15 protein-coding genes are annotated in these 18,899 nt (G+C 72.1%); 6 read left to right on the top strand and 9 right to left on the bottom strand.

The features are described from left to right. Positions 1 to 216: 216 nt before the first annotated feature. Positions 217 to 1,179 (top strand): tryptophan--tRNA ligase, encoded by a 963-nt coding sequence (gene trpS, locus HD597_RS40275; protein ID WP_253749609.1) that lies wholly within the window; start codon positions 217 to 219, stop codon positions 1,177 to 1,179. 26 nt (positions 1,180 to 1,205) lie between these two features. Here the strand turns inward: trpS and HD597_RS40270 are convergent, their stop codons facing one another. The 5 genes from HD597_RS40270 to HD597_RS40250 all read right to left on the bottom strand — a co-directional run bounded on the left by HD597_RS40270 (position 1,206) and on the right by HD597_RS40250 (position 6,699). Then, on the bottom strand, positions 1,206 to 2,237 hold the full coding sequence (locus tag HD597_RS40270; RefSeq protein WP_253749607.1) for a methyltransferase: 1,032 nt from the start codon (positions 2,235 to 2,237) through the stop codon (positions 1,206 to 1,208). Between the two features lie 30 nt (positions 2,238 to 2,267). Next, entirely contained in the window at positions 2,268 to 2,654 is a 387-nt protein-coding gene (locus HD597_RS40265; RefSeq protein ID WP_253749605.1) for a cupin domain-containing protein, read from the bottom strand. 18 nt (positions 2,655 to 2,672) lie between these two features. Then, positions 2,673 to 4,289, bottom strand: coding sequence for a PucR family transcriptional regulator (locus HD597_RS40260; RefSeq protein WP_253749603.1), 1,617 nt, complete (start codon positions 4,287 to 4,289; stop codon positions 2,673 to 2,675). A gap of 66 nt (positions 4,290 to 4,355) precedes the next feature. Beyond that, positions 4,356 to 5,984, bottom strand: a complete 1,629-nt coding sequence (locus tag HD597_RS40255) for an AMP-binding protein (protein ID WP_253749601.1) — start codon at positions 5,982 to 5,984, stop codon at positions 4,356 to 4,358. A 13-nt stretch (positions 5,985 to 5,997) separates the two neighbouring features. Then, complete coding sequence (locus HD597_RS40250; protein ID WP_253749599.1) at positions 5,998 to 6,699, bottom strand: TetR/AcrR family transcriptional regulator C-terminal domain-containing protein; 702 nt, start codon at positions 6,697 to 6,699, stop codon at positions 5,998 to 6,000. 55 nt (positions 6,700 to 6,754) lie between these two features. Here HD597_RS40250 and HD597_RS40245 point away from each other — a divergent pair, with 55 nt between their 5' ends. Then, positions 6,755 to 8,203, top strand: a complete 1,449-nt coding sequence (locus tag HD597_RS40245) for an MFS transporter (RefSeq protein ID WP_253749597.1) — start codon at positions 6,755 to 6,757, stop codon at positions 8,201 to 8,203. On the opposite strand, the gene HD597_RS40240 is transcribed toward HD597_RS40245, so the two are convergent. Beyond that, positions 8,200 to 10,323, bottom strand: coding sequence for an NACHT domain-containing protein (locus HD597_RS40240; protein WP_253749595.1), 2,124 nt, complete (start codon positions 10,321 to 10,323; stop codon positions 8,200 to 8,202). The two genes, HD597_RS40245 and HD597_RS40240, sit on opposite strands and share 4 nt — an antisense overlap. Before the next feature lie 138 nt (positions 10,324 to 10,461). Between HD597_RS40240 and HD597_RS40235 the strand changes: the two genes are divergently transcribed. The 3 genes from HD597_RS40235 to HD597_RS40225 all read left to right on the top strand — a co-directional run bounded on the left by HD597_RS40235 (position 10,462) and on the right by HD597_RS40225 (position 14,463). Next, on the top strand, positions 10,462 to 11,742 hold the full coding sequence (locus HD597_RS40235; RefSeq protein ID WP_253749593.1) for an aspartate aminotransferase family protein: 1,281 nt from the start codon (positions 10,462 to 10,464) through the stop codon (positions 11,740 to 11,742). Further along, entirely contained in the window at positions 11,739 to 13,247 is a 1,509-nt protein-coding gene (locus HD597_RS40230) for a CoA-acylating methylmalonate-semialdehyde dehydrogenase (RefSeq protein WP_253749591.1), read from the top strand. The genes HD597_RS40235 and HD597_RS40230 overlap by 4 nt, the downstream gene beginning before the upstream one ends. Before the next feature lie 67 nt (positions 13,248 to 13,314). Next, positions 13,315 to 14,463 (top strand): extracellular solute-binding protein, encoded by a 1,149-nt coding sequence (locus HD597_RS40225; RefSeq protein ID WP_253749589.1) that lies wholly within the window; start codon positions 13,315 to 13,317, stop codon positions 14,461 to 14,463. 67 nt (positions 14,464 to 14,530) lie between these two features. Here HD597_RS40225 and HD597_RS40220 read toward each other — a convergent pair whose 3' ends face one another. After that, positions 14,531 to 14,782 carry a hypothetical protein gene (locus HD597_RS40220; protein WP_253749587.1) on the bottom strand — a complete coding sequence of 84 codons (252 nt, stop codon included), beginning with the start codon at positions 14,780 to 14,782 and terminating at the stop codon, positions 14,531 to 14,533. A 156-nt stretch (positions 14,783 to 14,938) separates the two neighbouring features. Further along, complete coding sequence (gene gabT, locus HD597_RS40215; protein ID WP_253749585.1) at positions 14,939 to 16,267, bottom strand: 4-aminobutyrate--2-oxoglutarate transaminase; 1,329 nt, start codon at positions 16,265 to 16,267, stop codon at positions 14,939 to 14,941. A 92-nt stretch (positions 16,268 to 16,359) separates the two neighbouring features. Here gabT and HD597_RS40210 point away from each other — a divergent pair, with 92 nt between their 5' ends. Beyond that, a complete protein-coding gene (locus tag HD597_RS40210) occupies positions 16,360 to 18,075 on the top strand; it encodes a PucR family transcriptional regulator (protein ID WP_253749583.1) in 1,716 nt (571 codons plus the stop codon). On the opposite strand, the gene HD597_RS40205 is transcribed toward HD597_RS40210, so the two are convergent. After that, positions 18,041 to 18,667 (bottom strand): TetR/AcrR family transcriptional regulator, encoded by a 627-nt coding sequence (locus tag HD597_RS40205; protein WP_253749581.1) that lies wholly within the window; start codon positions 18,665 to 18,667, stop codon positions 18,041 to 18,043. The genes HD597_RS40210 and HD597_RS40205 overlap by 35 nt on opposite strands. Positions 18,668 to 18,899: the final 232 nt, after the last annotated feature.

The following is an 18,899-nucleotide window of genomic DNA, read 5'->3' as shown; positions in this document are numbered from 1 at the left end:
TCAAGGTCTCCGGGGCAGCCGAACGCGCCAAAGGAGTAAAGAGGTTACGGAATCGTCACAAGAACCGGGTAGCCTACGAGCATGACTCGCTTCCGCATGTGGTGGCGGCCGGCAGACGGCCGCTGATTTCCCCTGTGCGGGCCGTCCCTGAGACGGCCCGCGGAAGCGAAGGGTCTCCTCTCCGGGACGGTCGTGATCCCGAAGGAGAGAGACCTGATGAACGACGTGGTGCTGACCGGTGACCGGCCGACGGGGCCGCTGCATCTGGGCCACTATTTCGGCTCGCTGGCCAACCGGGTCCGGCTGCAGGACCTCCACCCCATGTACGTGCTGATCGCCGACTACCAGGTGATCACCGACCGCGACCTGCCGGGCGAGATCCGGCGGTACACGACCGAGCTGCTGCTCGACTACCTGGCGGTCGGCCTCGACCCCGCCAAGGTCACGATCTTCCAGCACAGCGCGATCCCCGAGCTGAACCAGCTGCTGCTGCCGTTCCTGAGCCTGGTGTCGGTGGCGGAGCTGCGGCGCAACCCCACGGTGAAGGACGAGATCGCGCACAGCTCCCAGTCGGCCGTGAACGGCCTGATGTTCACCTATCCGGTGCACCAGGCGGCCGACATCCTGTTCTGCAAGGGCACGCTGGTGCCCGTCGGGAAGGACCAGCTCCCGCACCTGGAGGTGGCCCGGCTGGTGGCGCGCCGCTTCAACGAGCGCTACGGCGAGGTGTTCCCGCTGCCCGAGGCCATGATGGGCGCGCAGCCGCTGCTGAGGGGCCTCGACGGCGGCAAGATGAGCAAGAGCCGCGGCAACGCGATCGCGCTGTCGGCCACGGAGGACGAGACCGCCGCCCTCATCCGCAAGGCCCGCACCGACGCGGAGCGCCTGATCACCTTCGACGAGGAGCGCAGGCCCGAGGTGGCCAACCTGCTCACGCTGGCCGGGCTGTGCCTGGGGCGCGGGCCCGCCGAGCTGGCCGGGGAGATCGGCGACGGCGGGGCCGTCACGCTCAAGCGGGTGGTCACGGAGGCGGTCAACGAGTTCCTGCGGCCGATCAGGAAGCGCCGGGCCGAGCTCGCCGGGGGCGATGTCAGGCGGATCCTGGCCGAGGGGAACGAGCGGGCCCGCGAGCGCGCGGTCCGCACGCTGGAGGAGGTCCAGGCAGCGATGGGCTTCTGACGGCGACGTACGCGGCCCGGGGGGCTTCAGCGGTGCCCTGGGCGCCAGGCCACGGCCAGCTCCGTGGTGGGGGAGCCGAGCGGGCGGCGGTGGCGGATCCGGTGGAAGCCCGCCGCCCGCAGCAGCCCGGCCACCTCGTGCAGCCCGCGCACCCTGCCGCCGACCGCGGCCAGGTAGTTCAGGTCCAGCAGGCGCAGCAGGGTGCGGCTGGCCCGGCCGGGCATGAGGCTGTCGGCGAACTGGTCGCCGACCACGAGCACGCCGCCCGGCCTGAGCGCCGCCGCCAGGCGGCGGAGCAGCCGGGCCGCCTCCTCGTCGCTCAGCCCGTGCACGATGTTGAACAGCAGGATCACGTCGTGCCCGGCGCCCAGGTCGTCCTCCAGGAACGAGCCGGCCCGCAGCGTCAGGCGGGGGTGGGCGGCGGCGGCTTCGAGCGCGTCCGGCAGGTCGATCACGGTGGCGCGCAGGCGGGGATGGCGGCGCAGCAGGGCCAGGCTGAACAGGCCGTGCCCGCCGCCCACATCCAGCACGTGCCGGGCGCCGCGCGGCACGGGCACGCCGCGCGCCGCGGCCGGCGCCTGCCGGGCGGCCATCGCCGCCGTCCACGCGTGGAACGAGCGCGACAGCTCGGGATCGGCCGCCAGCGACGCGTAGAACGGCGTGGCCGGGGTGCCGTCCCGTACCGCCTTCTCCAGGCCGGGCCAGATCACGCAGGCCGTGCGCTCCCAGAACGCCAGGCCGGGCAGCAGCGACGCCGGCGAGCCGGTGGTGAGCCAGCGCCGCGCGGTGCGGGTCAGGCGGTAGCGGCCGTCCCTGACCCGCAGGTAGCCGAGGCCGGTCAGGGCGCGTAACAGCACGCCGGTCGCGTGGGGTTCGAGGTCGAGCGCGGCGGCCAGCTCGCCGCCGGTGGACGGGCGCTCCCCGAGGGCGTCGAAGATCCCCGTCCTGGCCGCCGCGACGATCGCGTGCAGGCCCATGGCGCCGAAGTAGTCGAACATCGGAGGCACGATCGACAGCCGGTGGGCCGCGGCTTCGAGAGCGTTGAAGAAGAGGGGCACACTTGCGACGGTAGGTCGCCCATGGCTCGCCTACGCGGCGCCCGCCCGCGTCTGGTACACCTTGCGCAGCGTCTCGTGCACGATCCAGGTGGTCTTCGCGCCCTCGGCCAGCAGGCACACGTCGCCGGGGCCCACCTCGATCGTGGCGCCGCCCTCGACGGCGATCGTGGCGCGCCCCGACAGCACGACGAAGATCTCGTCGCTCTCCACGTCCGTCACGACGCCCGGCGTGATCTCCCAGATGCCCCGGCCGTCGCTCAGCTCCAGCGAGGAGGTGACGGGGTCGCCCGCGACGATCTGCGCGGGGTCGAGCTCGTCGGGGGTCAGCCGTACGTCGTGGACGGGCACGGCGAAGGCTCCCGCGGTGGCGAGCATCCGGCTGAGATCGGCCACGTCGGGCACCAACACATCAGACATATCGCCCATTCCAGCACATCAGCGGCTCTCCCGTCGGAACGACTCCAGCGCCAGCAGTGCCACGTGCAGCGACAGGCACGACTCGACGTCGTCCAGATCGGTGTCGAGGATGCGTTCGAGGCGGCGCAGGCGGTCGTAGAAGGCGGGCCTGGACAGGTGGGCCTTCTGCGCCGCGACGGCCTTGTTGCGGCCCGAGTCGAGGTAGACGCGCAGGATCCGGGTCAGGTCGCCGCCGCGCTGCGCGTCGTGGGCCAGCAGCGGGCCCAGCTCGCGCTCGGCGAACGTCTGCAGCCGCGCGTCGTCGCGCAGCAGGTGGAGCAGGCCGCGCAGGCGCAGGTCGGGCAGCCGGTAGAAGGGGCGGCCGTCCGGCTGGCGGACCGCCACGTCCGCCACCTGCTCGGCTTCGAGGAAGCTGCGGCGTACGTCCCTGATCGACTCCACCACCGAGCCCGCCGCCAGCACGAACGCCGAGCCGGGGCCCCACAGCACGCGCAGCCGCTCGGCCAGCGAGGTGAGCGCGGGCTCCGCCTGGGTGCGCGGCGGCAGCGGCAGCAGCACCCCCACCCGCTCCTGGTCGAGCGCGCCCACCAGGGCGGGCAGGCGGGCGTCGCGGCAGGCGGCGGCGGTCGCCTCGGCCAGCTCGCCGAGCTGCGCCTGGCCGTCGAGGGCCTGGTCGATGTGCTCGGTCGGGCGGATGACCACGCTGATCAGCTTGCGCCCCGTGAGCGGCACGCCCACCGCGCGGGCACGGGCGGCGGCCTCGTCGGGGTCGGCGTAGGCGTGGGTGAGGATGCCGGTGATGATCGTGCCGTGCGCCTGGCGTTCGAGCGACTCCTGGTGGCGCTCCAGCAGGCGGCCCAGCGCGAGCGTGGTGGCGGCGCGCTCGGCCAGCACCATGTCGCGCGGCGACGGCGCGGCGTCGCAGAGCAGGATGAGCCGCCCCCAGTCCTGCCCGCGCGCGCCGACCGTGGTCACCAGCCAGCCGGAGGCCGGGTCGTACGCGGTGCGCTCGGCCGGGGCCACCGTCCGCGACCTGGTCTCCCAGCCCGCCAGCAGGGCCCCCGCGTCGCGCCCCGCGGACTCGGCGGCGAGCACCTGGTGCGCGAGGTTCTCCAGCAGCACGGGACGCCCCGACAGGCGCGCCACCTGGGCCAGCACCTCGGCCGGCGAGGCGCCCTCGACCGACAGCTCGGTGAAGACCTCGTGCAGTTGCTCGGAGGCGCGCAGCTCTTCGAGCTGGATGTCGATGATCCGCTCGTGCACCGACTCGGTGATCTGCACGAACGGCGTCTCGCGGGTCAGCACGATGACCGGGAACCCGAGCTCCTCGGCCGACTTGACCACGGCCCGCGGCAGCTCGCGGACGAACCTGCGGCCCAGCTCCACGATCAGCCCGGACGCCCCGACGGAAGAAAGCTCGCCGATGTAGTCGGCGAGCTTCTCCGGGTCCTCCGGCAGGGCCACTCCCGTGGTGAGCACCAGCTCCCCGCCGCGCAGCAGGTGGGCGATGTCGGCGATCTCGCCCACGTGCACCCACCGCACCTTGGTGTCGAGCCGGTCGGCGCCCGCGACCACGCGCGGGCTGCCCCGGCGCACGGTGTCCAGGGCGAGGACGTCGGCGATGGTGGGCAACACGGGGCAGAGCCTAGCCGATCAGCCTGTAAGAACGGCCATGGGTCAATTTACACTTTGCGCCCCTTGTCATGGATTGAGGTCCTCCTCGCGGTACTCCTTGCGGGGCTCGCGTACGCGCAGCTCAACGCGGCGGATCTTGCCCGAGATGGTCTTGGGCAGCTCGTCGAACTCCAGCCGCCGCACCCGCTTGTACGGCGCCAGCTCCCTGCGGCAGTGCTCGAAGATGGACCGGGCCGTCTCCTCGCCCGGCTCGAACCCCGGGGCGAGCGTCACGTACGCCTTCGGCACGGCCAGGCGCACCGGGTCGGGCGCGGGCACCACGGCGGCCTCGGCGACGGCGGCGTGCTCAAGCAGCACGCTCTCCAGCTCGAACGGCGAGATGCGGTAGTCGGAGGCCTTGAAGACGTCGTCGGTCCTGCCCACGTAGGTGATGTAGCCGTCGTCGTCGCGGGTGGCGACGTCGCCCGTGTGGTAGAAGCCGTCGCGCATGGCCTCCGTCGACCCGCCGACATATCCGGACATGAGGCCCAGGGGGCGGCGGTCGTCCAGCGGCAGGCAGATCTCACCGTCGTTGCCCTGCTCGCCCGTGATCGGGTCGATCAGCACGACGTCGTACCCGGGCAGCGGCAGCCCCATGGAGCCCGCCTTGACCGCCTCGTCAGGGACGTTGCCGATCTGCGCCGTCGTCTCCGTCTGGCCGTAGCCGTCCCTGATCGTGATGCCCCACGCCTTGGCCACCTGGTCGATGATCTCGGGGTTCAGTGGCTCGCCGGCGGCCACGGCCGTGCGCAGGGGCAGCTTCCAGGCGGCCAGGTCCTCCTGGATGAGCATCCGCCACACCGTCGGCGGCGCGCAGAACGTGGTCACCCGCTCCTCGCGCAGCACCTCCAGCAGCGCGGGCGCGGAGAAGCGCCGGTAGTCGTGGACGAGCACGGTGGCCCCGGCGTTCCACGGGGCGAACACGTTGCTCCACGCGTGCTTGGCCCACCCCGGCGAGGACACGTTCAGGTGCACGTCGCCGGGCCGCACCCCGATCCAGAACATCGTCGACAGGTGCCCGGCCGGGTAGGAGGCGTGCGTGTGCTCGACCAGCTTGGGCTGCGAGGTGGTGCCGGAGGTGAAGTAGAGCAGCAGCGTGTCGCCCGCGCGGGTCTGCTCGGCCGGGGTGAACCGGTCGTGCGCGTGATAGGCGTCGTGGTACGGCAGCCAGTTGTAGGCGTCGCCCACGGCGATCCGGGTGTACTCGCCGGCCGGGAACTTGCCCGCGTCGGAGGCGTTGGCGATGACGTGGGCCACGCGCCCGCGCTCGATCCGCTCCACGATGTCCTTGCGGGTCAGCAGCGTGGTGGCCGGGATGACGACCGCGCCCAGCTTCATCACGGCCAGCAGCGACTCCCACAGCTCGGCCTGGTTGCCCAGCATCAGCAGGACCCGGTCGCCCCGGCGCACCCCCTGCTCGTGCAGCCAGTTGGCGACCTGGTTCGAGCGCTCCGACAGCTCGGCGAAGGTGTAGACGGCACTGCTCTCGCCCACGATCCTGAGCGCGACGGCGCCGGGCGTCTCGGCGGCCAGCACGCCGTCGAACCAGTCGAGCGCCCAGTTGAACGCGTCCAGCTCGGGCCAGCGGAAGTCGCGGCGGGCGGTGGCGGCGTCGGCGCCGAGCAGGAAGTCACGGGCGGCACGGAAATCGCTCATGTCGTGGATCCTGCTACGTCGGCAGCCGCCGCTCAAGACCGTCGAGCACCGACACGAGCCCGAAGTCGAAGGCGACCTCCCGCACGACGCGCGGATCCTCCATCTCGGTCATCTCGAAGCTCTCCCGCATGTGCGGGTACCTCCCGGCGACCTGGGTGACCGCCGACTTCATCTGCTCGACGTCGAACTGCTCGGCGCCCGACTTGGCGGCCCAGGCGATCTCGGGGATCGTCATGCCGAAGATGAAGGCCGTCAGCGTGGCGATGGCGTAGTCGGTGTCCAGCCCGGTGAACCCGGCCTGCTTGAACATCCTGCGCATCTCGCTGGCGACGTGCATCGCGTTGGGGCCGAGCGCGGGCAGGCGGCCGATCAGGTCGGCCGACCAGGGGTGGCCGAGGATCACCTGGCGCATGCTGTGGGCCAGGACGGAGGCGGCCTCCCGCCAGCCCACCTCGTCGGGGTCGGGGACCATCATCTCGCCCCACACCTCGTCGTAGACCAGCTCCAGGAGCTCGTCCTTGTTGGCGACGTACCAGTAGAGGCTGGTGGCGCCCGCGCTCAGCTTCGCGCCGAGCTTGCGCATGCTCAGCCCGGACAGCCCCTCCTCGTTGAGCAGCTCGACGGCGGCTCTGACGATCTCCTCCCGGGTGCGGCCGGGACTGGCGGCCTTGCGGGGTTCGCGCAGCCACACCGAGGAGAACGTCTTGCCTGTCATCCTCCAAGGATAAATCCACTCGCACAGTGTTCGAGAGCTGTCGTACGCTGTGCGAGTGAACTCGAACACCGTACGAGACCCCCGTCGATGGTGGATCCTCGCCGTTCTCTGCCTGGCGCTCCTGGTCCTCGGCATCGACAACACCGTGCTGAACCTGGCCATCCCCTCGCTGAACCAGGAGATGGGCGCGACGCCGTCCGACATCCAGTGGATCATCGACGCCTACGTGCTGGCCTTCGCCGGCCTGCTGCTCACCTCGGGCAGCCTGTCCGACAAGTACGGCCGCCGCCGCTTCCTGATCATCGGCCTGGTCTTCTTCGGCGGCGCGTCCCTGCTCGCCGTGCTCGTCACCGAGCCCTGGCAGCTCATCGCCGCCCGCGGCCTCATGGGCGTCGGCGGCGCGCTCGTCATGCCCTCCACGCTGTCGATCCTGATGACCGTGTTCGACGAGGAGGAGCGGCGCAAGGCCATGGCGGCCTGGAGCGCCGTGGCCCTGATCAGCCTGGTCTCCGGGCCGACCGTGGGCGGTTTCCTGCTGGAGCACTACTGGTGGGGCTCGGTCTTCCTGCTGAACATCCCCATCGCCGCGGTCGCCGTCGTGGCCGCCGTCGTCCTCATGCCGGAGACCCGCAGCGAGGGCAGGAAGATCGACCCGGTGGGCGTGGTGCTGTCCATCGTCGGCCTGACCGCGGCCGTCTACGTGATCATCGAGCGGGAGTGGAACATCCCCGTGATCGCGCTGGCCGTCGTGGCCCTGCTGGCGTTCGTGGTCTGGGAGCGCCGCCAGGCCGAGCCGATGTTGCCGCTCTTCCTGTTCGCCAGCCGCAACTTCAGCGGCGCGTCGTTCTCGATCCTGCTCATGTCGTTCGGCGCCGGCGCCGTGATGCTGATCCTGACCCAGTACCTGCAGTTCGTGCTGGGGTACGGGGAGATGCAGGCCGGCCTGGCCATGCTGCCGTACGCGGTGGCCGCCGCGATCTTCAACGGCGTGGGCGCGGGGCTCGGGAAGAAGGTGAGCAACCGGGTGCTGGTGTCCTCCGGGCTGCTGCTGATGGCCGGTGGCTTCGTCGTCATGGCGCTGACGACGGGCTTCCTGCCTCTGGCCACCGGACTGGTGATCATGGGGATGGGCGGCGGCCTGGCCGGTCCCGCCGCCTACACCTCGCTCATGGCGGCGATCCCCGTGGAGCGCGCCGGCGTCGGCTCCGCGCTCAACGACACGGTCCAGCAGGTCGGCATGGCGCTCAGCATCGCCGTCCTGGGCAGCGTGCTGGCCACCCGGTACACCTCCGAGATGCCCGCCGGCCTGCCCGCCCTGGCCAGGGAGTCGATCGGCGGCGCCCACACCCTGGGCTTCGCCGAGGCCGGCAACCAGGCCTTCACCTCGGCCATGCACCTCGGCTCGTGGGTGGGCGCCGCCTTCTGCGTGGCCGCCGCGCTGCTCGCCGTCACGGTGCTGCGACCCACGCCGGCTCCCGCGATGCCCGAGCCGGTGAAGGTCTAGGGCTCGGCGAGACGGTCCTGCAGGGCGGCGTGCCGGAACTGGTAGAGCCGCCCTGTCTGCCGCAGGAGGCCGACGCGGTGCATGTCCGACAGGAAGGCCATCAGCCGCCAGGGCAGGCGCCGGGACAGCGCCAGCAGCGCGCACGTGACGGTGAAGGCCGGCCAGGCGACGTTGGCGAAGGCGAAGACGGCGGCGGCCATCACGGTGACGACGATGCCTCCCACGGCTCCGCCCGCCGCCGCCCGCGGCGTCGCGTCGAGGTCGGAGAGGAAGAACAGCGCGCCCAGCCATCCGGCGATCGCGCAGGCGGCGGCGAACAACACTGCCAGCGCGAGCGTGAGCAGGCCCTGTCCCCTGTACGAGGCGGCGGGACGCAGGAGCACGCTCACCCGGTAGAGCCAGAGCAGGAACGCCATCGCCAGCGGCACGGCGAGAAGGATGGGCAGGCAGAACGCCGAGGCGAAGGCCATGGCGTCGGCCAGGCTCATCAGTGCGGCGCCGCCCAGCCACCCGCCCAGCAGCCCGCCCGCCCAGATTCCGACGCCGCCGAACGTCCCCAGCGCCGCCCAGGCCGCGAAGGCGCGCGCCGCGTTGCCGAGCAGGCCGGAGCGCAGGTCGCCGACCTCGAAGTCGTCGTAGTCCTCGAATTCGAGGATGTCGCCGGCATCGTCCAGCGACACGGTCCCCCTCTCCCTGGACAGGGCCACGCCGCTGGCAGCCCCCACCAGGAGCCCCAGGCCGGTGCTCACGGCGATCGACGAGCCGGGACCGCCGCCCGCGGCCCACCAGCCGGCGCCGGCGGCCACCGCGGCCAGCAAGCCGGACGCCAGCCCGAGACCGGCCGCGACCCTCCTGCGGGGAACCAGGTCGTGGAGCTTCCACCACGCCAGGTCGCGGCTCTCCCAGACGGACAGGAACGCGGCGAGCAGGGCGAGCCACCGCAACACCCGCCGCACCGGCCAGGCCCGGCGGGAGCGGAACGGCCCGGGTGCGGGGTCGGTGGCGAGCAGCGCGGGCACCGCGTGGTCCAGGAGGTGCAGCCGCACGGCCCGGGCGTCGGGCAGCTCCAGCAGCCGCGCCGGGTCCTCGCCGGGATCCACGTACCCGACGCGGACCAGCCAGACCGTCAGGGCGGTGTCGACGCTCCCGTACAGGACGTCATCGGGATCGCCCAGCCTGCGCAGCAGTTCGGGCCAGCTTCCGCCGGGGTCGGGCGGGAGGCAGGAGGCGAGGTAGCTCACGACCTCCCCTGGGCCGAGCTCCTCGGGCTCGATCACCGCGGCGGCGCTGAGCACGTGGGCGCCCTGCTCCTTGACGGTCTCCCTGAACTCGGACGTGCGGCAGGTCAGCACGAAGCCGTCCCGGTCGGTCAGGGTCGTGTTGAGCGCCCGGACCACCAGGTTGCGCTCGTGCACGAGCAGCTCGTCCAGCCCGTCGAGGACCGGCAGCACCCGTCCTCCCTCCACCAGGTCCTTCACCGCCGTGGGGCCGAACTCCTCGGTGCGCAGCTCCGGATAGTCCCTGGCCAGCCGGCGGGTCAGCCACCCCGGGAACTGCTCGCCCGACCGCTCCCAGCCGGACAGCGTGAGCAGCACGGGGACCGGCTCGCCCGGCTCGCGATCGAGCAGGAGGCGGCGCAGCAGCAACAGGGCCAGCGTGGTCTTGCCGGTGCCCGCCTCCCCGAGCACGACCAGCCGTGGCCGCCGCAGCCCGCGCAGGGCCGTCACCATCTCGCCCACCTGGTCGGCGGCCCCCGTGAAGTGCAGCCGTTCGCCGGTCGTGATGTGCCGGGCGTGGTCCATGAGGCCCGGCTCGCCCAGCCGCCACCGCACCGACAGCGGGTCGGGCGAGAACAGGCCGCGGAGCTTGGCCTCCTCCTCCCACTGCCGCAGCACCCGATCGGCCAGGAGCTGCTGGGCGGCCTCCACCTGCTCGGGGGTGGAGACGCCGAGGGCGGGCGGGCGGCGGGCCCAGCCGACGATCGCCGCCACGATCGCGGCCGCGCCGACGACCGCCGCCACCCAGCTCGCCGCCTCCAGTCCGTCGGGGGAGAGCCAGGCGACGACGATCGAGGTGGCGATCACCGCGATGGCCAGGCCGGCCAGGAGTTTGCGAAGCACGCGGACATGGTGGCGTGCGCCGCGCGCTCATGGGAAGGTGTATCACCAAGATCGCGTTGACATCATGTAAGGCATGCTGCCTCCTCGCCGACAGTTTGCAGGTAGGAGGCTTCGGAGCGAAAAGGGATACTCGGTAACATGTCGGAGCTTCTCGCGCGCCACCGGGCAGTGATGCCGAACTGGCTGGCCCTCAACTACAACGACCCCATCGAGATCGTCAGCGGCAAGGGCAACCGCGTCATCGACGCTGACGGCAAGAGTTACCTCGACTTCTTCGCCGGGATCCTGACCAACATGATCGGGTACGACGTCCCCGAGGTACGTGAGGCCGTCGAGCGCCAGCTCGCCACCGGCGTGGTCCACACCAGCACCGTCTACCTGCTGCGCGGCCAGATCGAGCTGGCCGAGAAGATCGCGCGCCTGTCCGGCATCCCCGACGCCAAGGTGTTCTTCACCAACTCCGGCACCGAGGCCAACGAGACCGCGCTGCTGCTGGCCACGTACGCGCGCAAGAGCGACCAGGTGCTGGCCATGCGCCAGAGCTACCACGGGCGCAGCTTCGGCGCGATCAGCGTCACCTCCAACCGGTCCTGGAAGAACAACTCGCTCTCCCCGCTCAACGTGCACTTCCTGCACGGCGCCGACCGGCACCTGACCCAGTTCAAGGGCCTGTCGGACGCCGACTACATCCAGGCCTGCGTGGACGACCTGCGCCACGTGCTGGCCACGTCCGTCTCCAACGACGTGGCGGCGCTGATCGCCGAGCCGATCCAGGGCGTGGGCGGCTTCACGATGGCCCCCGACGGGCTGTTCGCCGCGTACAAGGAGGTGCTGGACGAGCAGGGCATCCTGTTCGTCTCGGACGAGGTGCAGACCGGCTGGGGCCGGACCGGCAGCGCGTTCTTCGGCATCGAGAACCACGGCGTGACCCCCGACATGATCACGTTCGCCAAGGGGCTCGGCAACGGGTTCGCCGTCGGCGGCATCGTCGCGCGCGGCGACCTCATGGACGCGCCGCACGCCGTCGGCCTGTCCACCTTCGGTGGCAACCCGATCTCCATGGCCGCCGCCAACGCCACCCTCGACTACGTGCTCGACCACGACCTCCAGGCCAACGCCGCCAGGACCGGTGAGATCATCATCGGCGGGCTCAAGGCCGCCGCCGAGCGGCTGGCCGTCGTCCAGGACGTGCGCGGCAAGGGCCTGATGTTCGCCGTCGAGCTGCAGAGCCCGGCCCAGGCCGCCCGGTTCATGGAGCTGACCAAGCGGGCCGGCCTGCTGGCGGGCAAGGGCGGCCTCTACGGCACCGCCATCCGCATGGCCCCGCCCCTCACGCTCTCGGTGGACGAGGCCACCGAGGGCCTGGGCATCATCGTGACCGCCCTCGAAACGATCGACGCAGAGGCAGCAGCGCAGTGAAGTCCGTCAAGCACTGGATCAACGGAGCCCTCGCGGACGGCGACGCCGCCCGTACCGCGGAGCTCTTCAACCCCGCCACCGGCGAGGTGAGCGGCGCCGTCGCGCTGGCCTCCGCCGCCGACGTGGACGCCGCCGTGGCGGCGGCCGCCGCGGCCTACCCCGGCTGGCGGGACGCGTCGCTGACCAAGCGGGCGAGCGTGCTGTTCCGCTTCCGCGAGCTCATGTACGCCCACCGCGACGAGCTGGCCGCGCTGATCTCCGCCGAGCACGGCAAGGTGCACTCCGACGCGCTCGGCGAGGTGGCCCGCGGGCTGGAGGTGGTGGAGTTCGCCTGCGGCATCCCGCACCTGCTCAAGGGCGGCTACTCCGAGGGCGTCTCGACCCGCGTCGACTCCTACTCGATCAGGCAGCCGCTGGGCGTGGTGGCCGGGATCACGCCGTTCAACTTCCCGGCGATGGTGCCGATGTGGATGTTCCCGGTCGCGATCGCGTGCGGGAACACGTTCGTGCTCAAGCCGTCCGAGCGCGACCCGTCGGCCTCGCTGCTCATGGCGCGGCTCTGGCAGGAGGCCGGGCTGCCCGACGGCGTGTTCAACGTCGTGCAGGGCGACAAGGTGAGCGTGGACCGGCTGCTGGAGCACCCCGACGTGCGCGCCGTGTCGTTCGTCGGCTCCACCCCCATCGCGAAGTACGTCTACGAGAGCGGCACCGCGCACGGCAAGCGGGTGCAGGCGCTCGGCGGCGCCAAGAACCACATGCTGGTGCTGCCCGACGCCGACCTCGACCTGGTGGCCGACTCGGCCGTGTCGGCCGGGTTCGGCTCGGCGGGCGAGCGGTGCATGGCGATCTCCGTCGTGCTGGCCGTGGAGCCGATCGGCGACGAGCTCGTCGAGAAGATCGTCGAGCGGGTCGGCCGGCTGACCGTCGGCCCCGGCGACGACTCCAGGTCCGAGATGGGGCCGCTGGTGACCGGGCCGCACCGCGACAAGGTGGCCTCCTACCTCGACCTCGGCGTCGAGGAGGGCGCCAAGCTGGTCGTGGACGGCCGCGAGACGCCCGTCCTGGGCGGCGGCAAGGCCGCGCGGACGCCGGGCTTCTGGCTCGGCCCGACGGTGCTCGACCACGTGCCCGCCGGCTCCCGCACGCACACCGAGGAGATCTTCGGCCCCGTGCTGTCGATCGTCCGGGTCCGCTCGTACGAGGAGGGCCTGGAGGTGATCAACGGCGGCGCGTACGGCAACGGCACCGCCATCTTCACCAACGACGGCGGCGCGGCCCGGCGCTTCCAGAACGAGGTCGAGGTCGGCATGGTCGGCATCAACGTGCCGATCCCGGTGCCGATGGCCTTCTACAGCTTCGGCGGCTGGAAGTCCTCCCTGTTCGGCGACACGCACGTGCACGGCACCGAGGGCGTGCACTTCTACACCCGCGGCAAGGTCGTCACCTCCCGCTGGCTCGACCCCTCGCACGGCGGCGTGAACCTGGGCTTCCCCACGAACGGATGACCACGCGCGGCGTCCCCCCTTGTCCTGTCACCGGTAAGCTCCAGCAGACAGGACAAGGGGGGACGACGTGAACCGTCGGCGCACGTACGCACTGGCGCTCGCCGCGACCGCGCTGGTGACCGGCACCGCGGCGGTGACGGACCCGGCGCCGACGGCGACCGCGAGGACCGTCCCCTCCGCCACGGTCACGCCGACGCCCACCCCCACGCCGACCGCGACGCAGAGCGACGGCACCCTGCAGATCCTCACCTACCGGGGCTACGCCGAGTACGGCGGCGTCAGCACCAAGGTCAACTGGGTGGGCAACTTCGAGAAGGAGACGGGCTGCCGCATCGCCCGGCTCGACACCGTGCAGACCGCCGAGGAGATGGCCACCAGGGTCACCCAGCGGCCCTACGACGTGATCACCGCCGGGCCGGTGCTGGCCGCCGGCCTGATCGCGGCCAAGCAGGTGCAGCCCATCGACCCGGCCAAGGTCAGCGACTACAAGGACCTCACCGAGCGCTTCCGCGACATGACAACGGTGTCGGGCAAGGCGTACGGCGTGCCGTACCTGTGGGCCTACCACGAGTTCGTCTACGACTCGGCCAAGGTCAGGGGCGGCGGGCTGGAGCAGGTGTTCGCCTCCGACCGGGCGGCGCTGCGGGACACCCCGCTGACGATCGCCGAGGCGGCCCTGGCCGAGGGGTCGGCCAAGGAGCCGTACGAGCTGAGCGAGGCCGAGCTCGGCAAGGCGATGGCGCTGCTGGAGCGCAACAAGGACCGCGCCTACTGGAAGAACCCGGTCGAGCTGGTCAGGGGCTTCGCCACCGGGGCGCTCGACTACGCCCAGGTCACCCCGTACTACCGGATGCTCCTGCAGCAGACGGGCAAGCCGGTCAAGGCGGTCTCGACGCCGCGGACGACCGGCTGGGTCGACTCGTGGATGCTGGGCGCGAACGTGCCCGACACCACCTGCGCCTACCGCTGGCTCAACTGGGTGACGGCGGCCGGCGCGCAGCGCGACGCGGCGGCGTGGGTGGGCATGGCGCCGGCCAATCCCAAGGCGTGCAAGGGGCGGGCCAGGGCGATGTGCGAGGCGTACGGGGTGGGCGACGCCAAGCGGTTCGACCGCGTCGTGTTCGCGGCGCGTCCGCCCGGGGATTGCCGGGCCGAGGACGGGGAATGCCCTGACTACAGCGTGTGGGCCGAACGCTGGGCCGCGCTGCTCAAGTGAGCGGGGCCGGGCGGCGTCGTGGCACGCGCCCGCCCGTCACCCGCCGCCCAGGTGGCCTGGAGGGCGGCTAACGCGACGGGAAGGCCACGACGGTGGCCATGGGCGCGGGCACGAGCGCGTCGGCGCAGTCGGCGCAGGCCAGCACGGGCGCGTCGTCGGGCAGGCGGCCCACGCGCACGCGCGGCCGCGGCCACCTCTTGTGGCAGACGACGCAGGCGTCGCCGTCGCGTTGGGCCCAGGTCAGGCCCTCAGGGTCGAACGTCAACATGTCCCGCGCCGTTCTGGTCGGACCCCAGTTCATCACGCTCCCAGCTGCCATCGCCCCACCGTATGTCGGAACCGTTATAACCCTGACCGCGGCCGTGAGCGTCCAGCTGAGCGTCAAGTCAGGGTGAATTCTCTACCCGCATGACGCCGTTTACACCACAAAAACGGGCATCCAGTGCAAGCTGGATGCCCGTTTCGTTGGTTTACGTCAGAGCTCGGCGATCGCCTTCTCCAGGATCCCCAGCCCCTCCTCCAGGAGGTGCTCGGGGATCACCAGCGGGGGCAGGAAGCGCAGCACGTTGCCGTACGTGCCGGCCGTCAGCACCAGCAGGCCCTCGGCGTGGCAGCGCTTGACGATCTCCTGGACGGCGGTCGGGTTCGGCTCCTTGGTGCCGGGCTCGACCAGCTCGATCGCGATCATCGCGCCGCGCCCGCGCACGTCGCCGATCACGTCGAAGCGCTCCTTGAGCGCCTCCAGCCGGGGCAGCATGATCTCGCCGATGCGGCGGGCCCTGGCGACCAGGTCGTCCGCCTCGATCGTCTCCAGCACGCCCAGCGCGGCCTCGCAGGCGAGCGGGTTGCCGCCGTACGTGCCGCCGAGGCCGCCGACGTGCACCTTGTCCATGAGCTCCGCGCGCCCGGTCACCGCGGCCAGCGGCAGGCCGCCCGCGATGCCCTTGGCGGTGGTGATGATGTCCGGCACGACGCCCTCGTCCTCGCAGGCGAACAGCGTCCCGGTCCGCGCGAAGCCCGTCTGCACCTCGTCGGCCACGAACACGATCCCGTTGGCCCGGCAGAACTCGGCGATCCGCGGCAGGAAGCCCCTGGCGGGCACGATGAACCCGCCCTCGCCCGCGATGGGCTCGATCACCACGGCCGCCACGTTCTGCGCGCCGATCTGCTTGGCGATCAGGTCGATGGCCTGCTCGGCGGCTTCCTCCGCGCAGTTCTCAGGGCCGGTGGGCCAGCGGAACGGGTACGCCAGAGGCACCCGGTACACCTCCGGCGCGAACGGGCCGAACCCCTGCTTGTACGGCATGTTCTTGGCCGTCAGCGTCATCGTGAGCAGCGTGCGGCCGTGGTAACCGTGGTCGAACACCACCACGCCCTGGCGGCCGGTCGCGTGCCGGGCGATCTTGACGGCGTTCTCCACGGCCTCGGCGCCGGAGTTCACCAGGAACGTGCGCTTCTCGTGGTCGCCCGGCGTGAGCTCGTTGAGCTTCTCGCAGACCTGCACGTACGACTCGTACGGGGTGACCATGAAACAGGTGTGGGTGAAGTCCGCGACCTGCTTCCGGACCCGCTCGACGACCCTGGGGGCGGCGTTGCCCACGTTCGTCACGGCGATGCCCGAGCCGAAGTCGATCAGCGAGTTCCCGTCGGCGTCCTCCACGACGCCGCCGCCGGCGCGGGTGACGAAGACCGGCAGCGTGGTGCCGATGCCGGGCGGGACGGCCGCCTGCTTGCGGGCCAGCAACTCCTGGGACTTGGGGCCTGGGATCGCGGTCACGACGCGCCGCTCCTGGGGAATGCTCATGGCTTCGACGGTACGGCGGGCTCCCACCAGCTCCGATACGTCGATATGTCACACTAGGAGTGCTCGTCTTTGCCGGAATGGACAAATAGCTCATGCCGCCTTCGCTGCAGACCGTCGTGCGCCGCATGAACCTCCGGCCGGTCGCCGGGACCATGCGGCCGGGAGTGCTGGACGCGGCGGTGCGCTGGGTCGCGGTCAGCGAGCTCGCGGACCCGACACCGTACCTCGAAGGCGGGGAGCTGCTGCTCACCACCGGCATGCGGATGGAAGGCGACCTGACGGGCTACGTGGCGCGCCTGGTGCGCCGGGGCGTGGCCGGGCTCGGCTTCGGCGTCGGCGTCTCGCACGAGGAGGTGCCGTCCGCCCTCGTCGAGGCGGCGGAGTCGGCCGGGCTGCCGCTGCTGGAGGTGCCGCGCGAGACCCCGTTCATCGCGGTCGGCAAGGCGGTCAGCGAGCTGCTGGCGGCCGAGCAGTACGAGGAGATCAGCCGCGCCTTCGCAGCCCAGGGGCGGCTGACGCGGGCGGCGCTGCGGCCGGAGGGCATGCACGCCGTCATCGACCGGCTGGCCAGGGAGGTCGGCGGCTGGGCCGCGCTGCTGGACGAGTCGGGCGAGGTCCGCCACGCCACGCGCGGCGCCGGCACGGACGCGGTCACGGCCGAGCTGACCCGCCTGCGCGTGGACCGGATGCCGAGCAGCCTGGCGCTGTCCGGGCCCGGCGAGCACGTCGTCGTGCAGCCGCTCGGCGGCGGGACGCGCCCGCGCGGCTTCTTCGCCGTCGGCGCCCCGCACGCCTTCACCCCCGTCACCCACACGGTGATCAACGCGGCGGGCTCGCTGCTCACGCTGGCCATGGAGCAGGGCAGGGCCCAGCTCGCCGCCGAACGGCGCGTCCGCACCGCGGTGCTGGAGCTGCTGCTGGCAGGGGAGGGGGAGCGGGCCCGCGCCGTGCTGGGAGCGCTGGGCGGGCGGCTGCCCGAGGCGCCGCTGGTCGCGCTGGCGGTGGGCGCCGAGGCACTGGAGGCCCTCGAAGCACGCGCCTTCGCCGCACAGCTCAGCGCGAGCTCCGGCAGCGCGGGCTCCGGCAGTGCTGGTTCCGGCAGTGCTGGTTCCGGTGGTGCGGGCTCCGGCAGCGCCGCGGGCGCCGGGCCGACCGGCGCCCGCGATGTCGTCGCGCTGGTGGCCGGGAGCGTGGCCGAGAGCGTGGCGGAGGAGGTGGCGCTGGGCGCGGAGGCACCCGTGGGCGTCAGCCAGCCGTGTGACGGCGCCGCCGCCGGCCTCCGCAACGCGCTCGACCAGGCCGCACGCGCCCTGGAGGCGGCGAGGAGCCGGGGCGGAGCGGGACGCGGGGGCGCGGGGCGGGACGAAGGAGGCGCGGGGCGGGGCGGAAGAGACGGGGTGCGGGCGGAGGAGGCCGGGCCGCGCGGGGCCGGTCGTGTCGTCAGGTTCGCCGAGCTGGCCGGGCAGGGCCTGCTCGGGCTGCTCGAACCCGCCGCCGCCCAGGCGTTCTCGGCGGCGGTCCTGGCCCCGCTGACCGCGTACGGCTCCCGGGCCGACCTGGTCGAGTCGCTGCGCGCGTACCTAGAGAGCAACGGCCACTGGGACGCGGCGGCGCAGAGGCTGGGCGTGCACCGCCACACCCTGCGCTACCGGATGAGACGCGTCGCCGACCTGCTGGGCCGCGACCTCGACGACCCGGGCACCCGCGCCGAGCTGTGGCTGGCCCTGGAGGCGGCCAGGGCAGGCGCCGTTCCCGCCTCCCCGCGAGGAGGCGCTATTCCTGCTTCTCCACGAGGTAGCAGCAGATGATCGCCGTAGTGACCGCCTCGTACGTGCGCCCGTCGCGCAGGTGCCCGGCCCGCTCCAGCGAGATGGCCCCCTGCGCGGCCGCCCACAGCGCGTCGGCGATCTTCCGGGGCTGGGTCGGGATCAGGTAGCCGGCCGAGATGCAGTCGGCGATGACGCGGTCGAGGATGTTCAGGGCGGCGCGGGCCAGTGTCCTGGCGCGCTCGCTGGGCTCGAAGCCGGGGATGGCCCGCTCGAACATCAGGCTGTAGTAGCCGGGCTCCGCCAGGCACGCCTGCCGGTACGCGGGGCCGAGCGCGTTGAGCTGCTCCAGCGGGTTGCGGCGCGGCGGCACCGCCTCCAGAAAGCGGCGGAACCGCTCGAACCCCTCCAGGTAGAGCGCTTCGGCCAGGCCCTCCCGGTTGCCGAACATCGTGTAGATCACGGTCGTCGTGCAGCCCGCCTCCGCCGCGATGCGGCGCATGGTGAGGCTCTCGGGGCCGTCGGTCCGCAGCAGGTTCACCGCGACGTCGAGAAGGCGGGAACGCAGCTCGTCGTGGCCGGCGCGCTCGCCCATGAGGTAGGCGCCCTGCAGCCCCAGAGGCGCCGAGGTCATCTGACCTCCCTTGTGGCCAAGGAACTCTGCGTCCTTGTGACCTCACGCTGTTCGGTCACGGGGCCCACGCCTTTCTGAGTCGGGGGCCCACCGCGCTGGAGACCCGCACCCGATGACTTAGCCATAGCGGAGATCGCTCAAACCACTCCGCATGGTAAACATCCCGAATTGGGTCTACTTCTGTTACATCATGGGTATACAACGGGGCTTGTACTTAACGGTGAGCCCTCGT

The sequence above is a fragment of the Nonomuraea thailandensis genome (assembly GCF_024172165.1).
Taxonomy (GTDB): domain Bacteria; phylum Actinomycetota; class Actinomycetes; order Streptosporangiales; family Streptosporangiaceae; genus Nonomuraea; species Nonomuraea thailandensis.
The sequence above is the reverse complement of the archived record's forward strand: the minus strand, read 5'-3'. Positions and strand labels throughout refer to the sequence as shown.

Excerpts from the sequence above, each read along its gene's own strand:
- trpS (WP_253749609.1), top strand. The coding sequence starts at position 217 with ATGAACGACGTGGTGCTGACCGGTGACCGGCCGACGGGGCCGCTGCAT.
- HD597_RS40265 (WP_253749605.1), bottom strand. The coding sequence starts at position 2,654 with ATGTCTGATGTGTTGGTGCCCGACGTGGCCGATCTCAGCCGGATGCTC.
- HD597_RS40255 (WP_253749601.1), bottom strand. The coding sequence starts at position 5,984 with ATGAGCGATTTCCGTGCCGCCCGTGACTTCCTGCTCGGCGCCGACGCC.
- HD597_RS40250 (WP_253749599.1), bottom strand. The coding sequence starts at position 6,699 with ATGACAGGCAAGACGTTCTCCTCGGTGTGGCTGCGCGAACCCCGCAAG.
- HD597_RS40235 (WP_253749593.1), top strand. The coding sequence starts at position 10,462 with ATGTCGGAGCTTCTCGCGCGCCACCGGGCAGTGATGCCGAACTGGCTG.
- HD597_RS40220 (WP_253749587.1), bottom strand. The coding sequence starts at position 14,782 with ATGGCAGCTGGGAGCGTGATGAACTGGGGTCCGACCAGAACGGCGCGG.
- gabT (WP_253749585.1), bottom strand. The coding sequence starts at position 16,267 with ATGAGCATTCCCCAGGAGCGGCGCGTCGTGACCGCGATCCCAGGCCCC.
- HD597_RS40210 (WP_253749583.1), top strand. The coding sequence starts at position 16,360 with ATGCCGCCTTCGCTGCAGACCGTCGTGCGCCGCATGAACCTCCGGCCG.
- HD597_RS40205 (WP_253749581.1), bottom strand. The coding sequence starts at position 18,667 with ATGACCTCGGCGCCTCTGGGGCTGCAGGGCGCCTACCTCATGGGCGAG.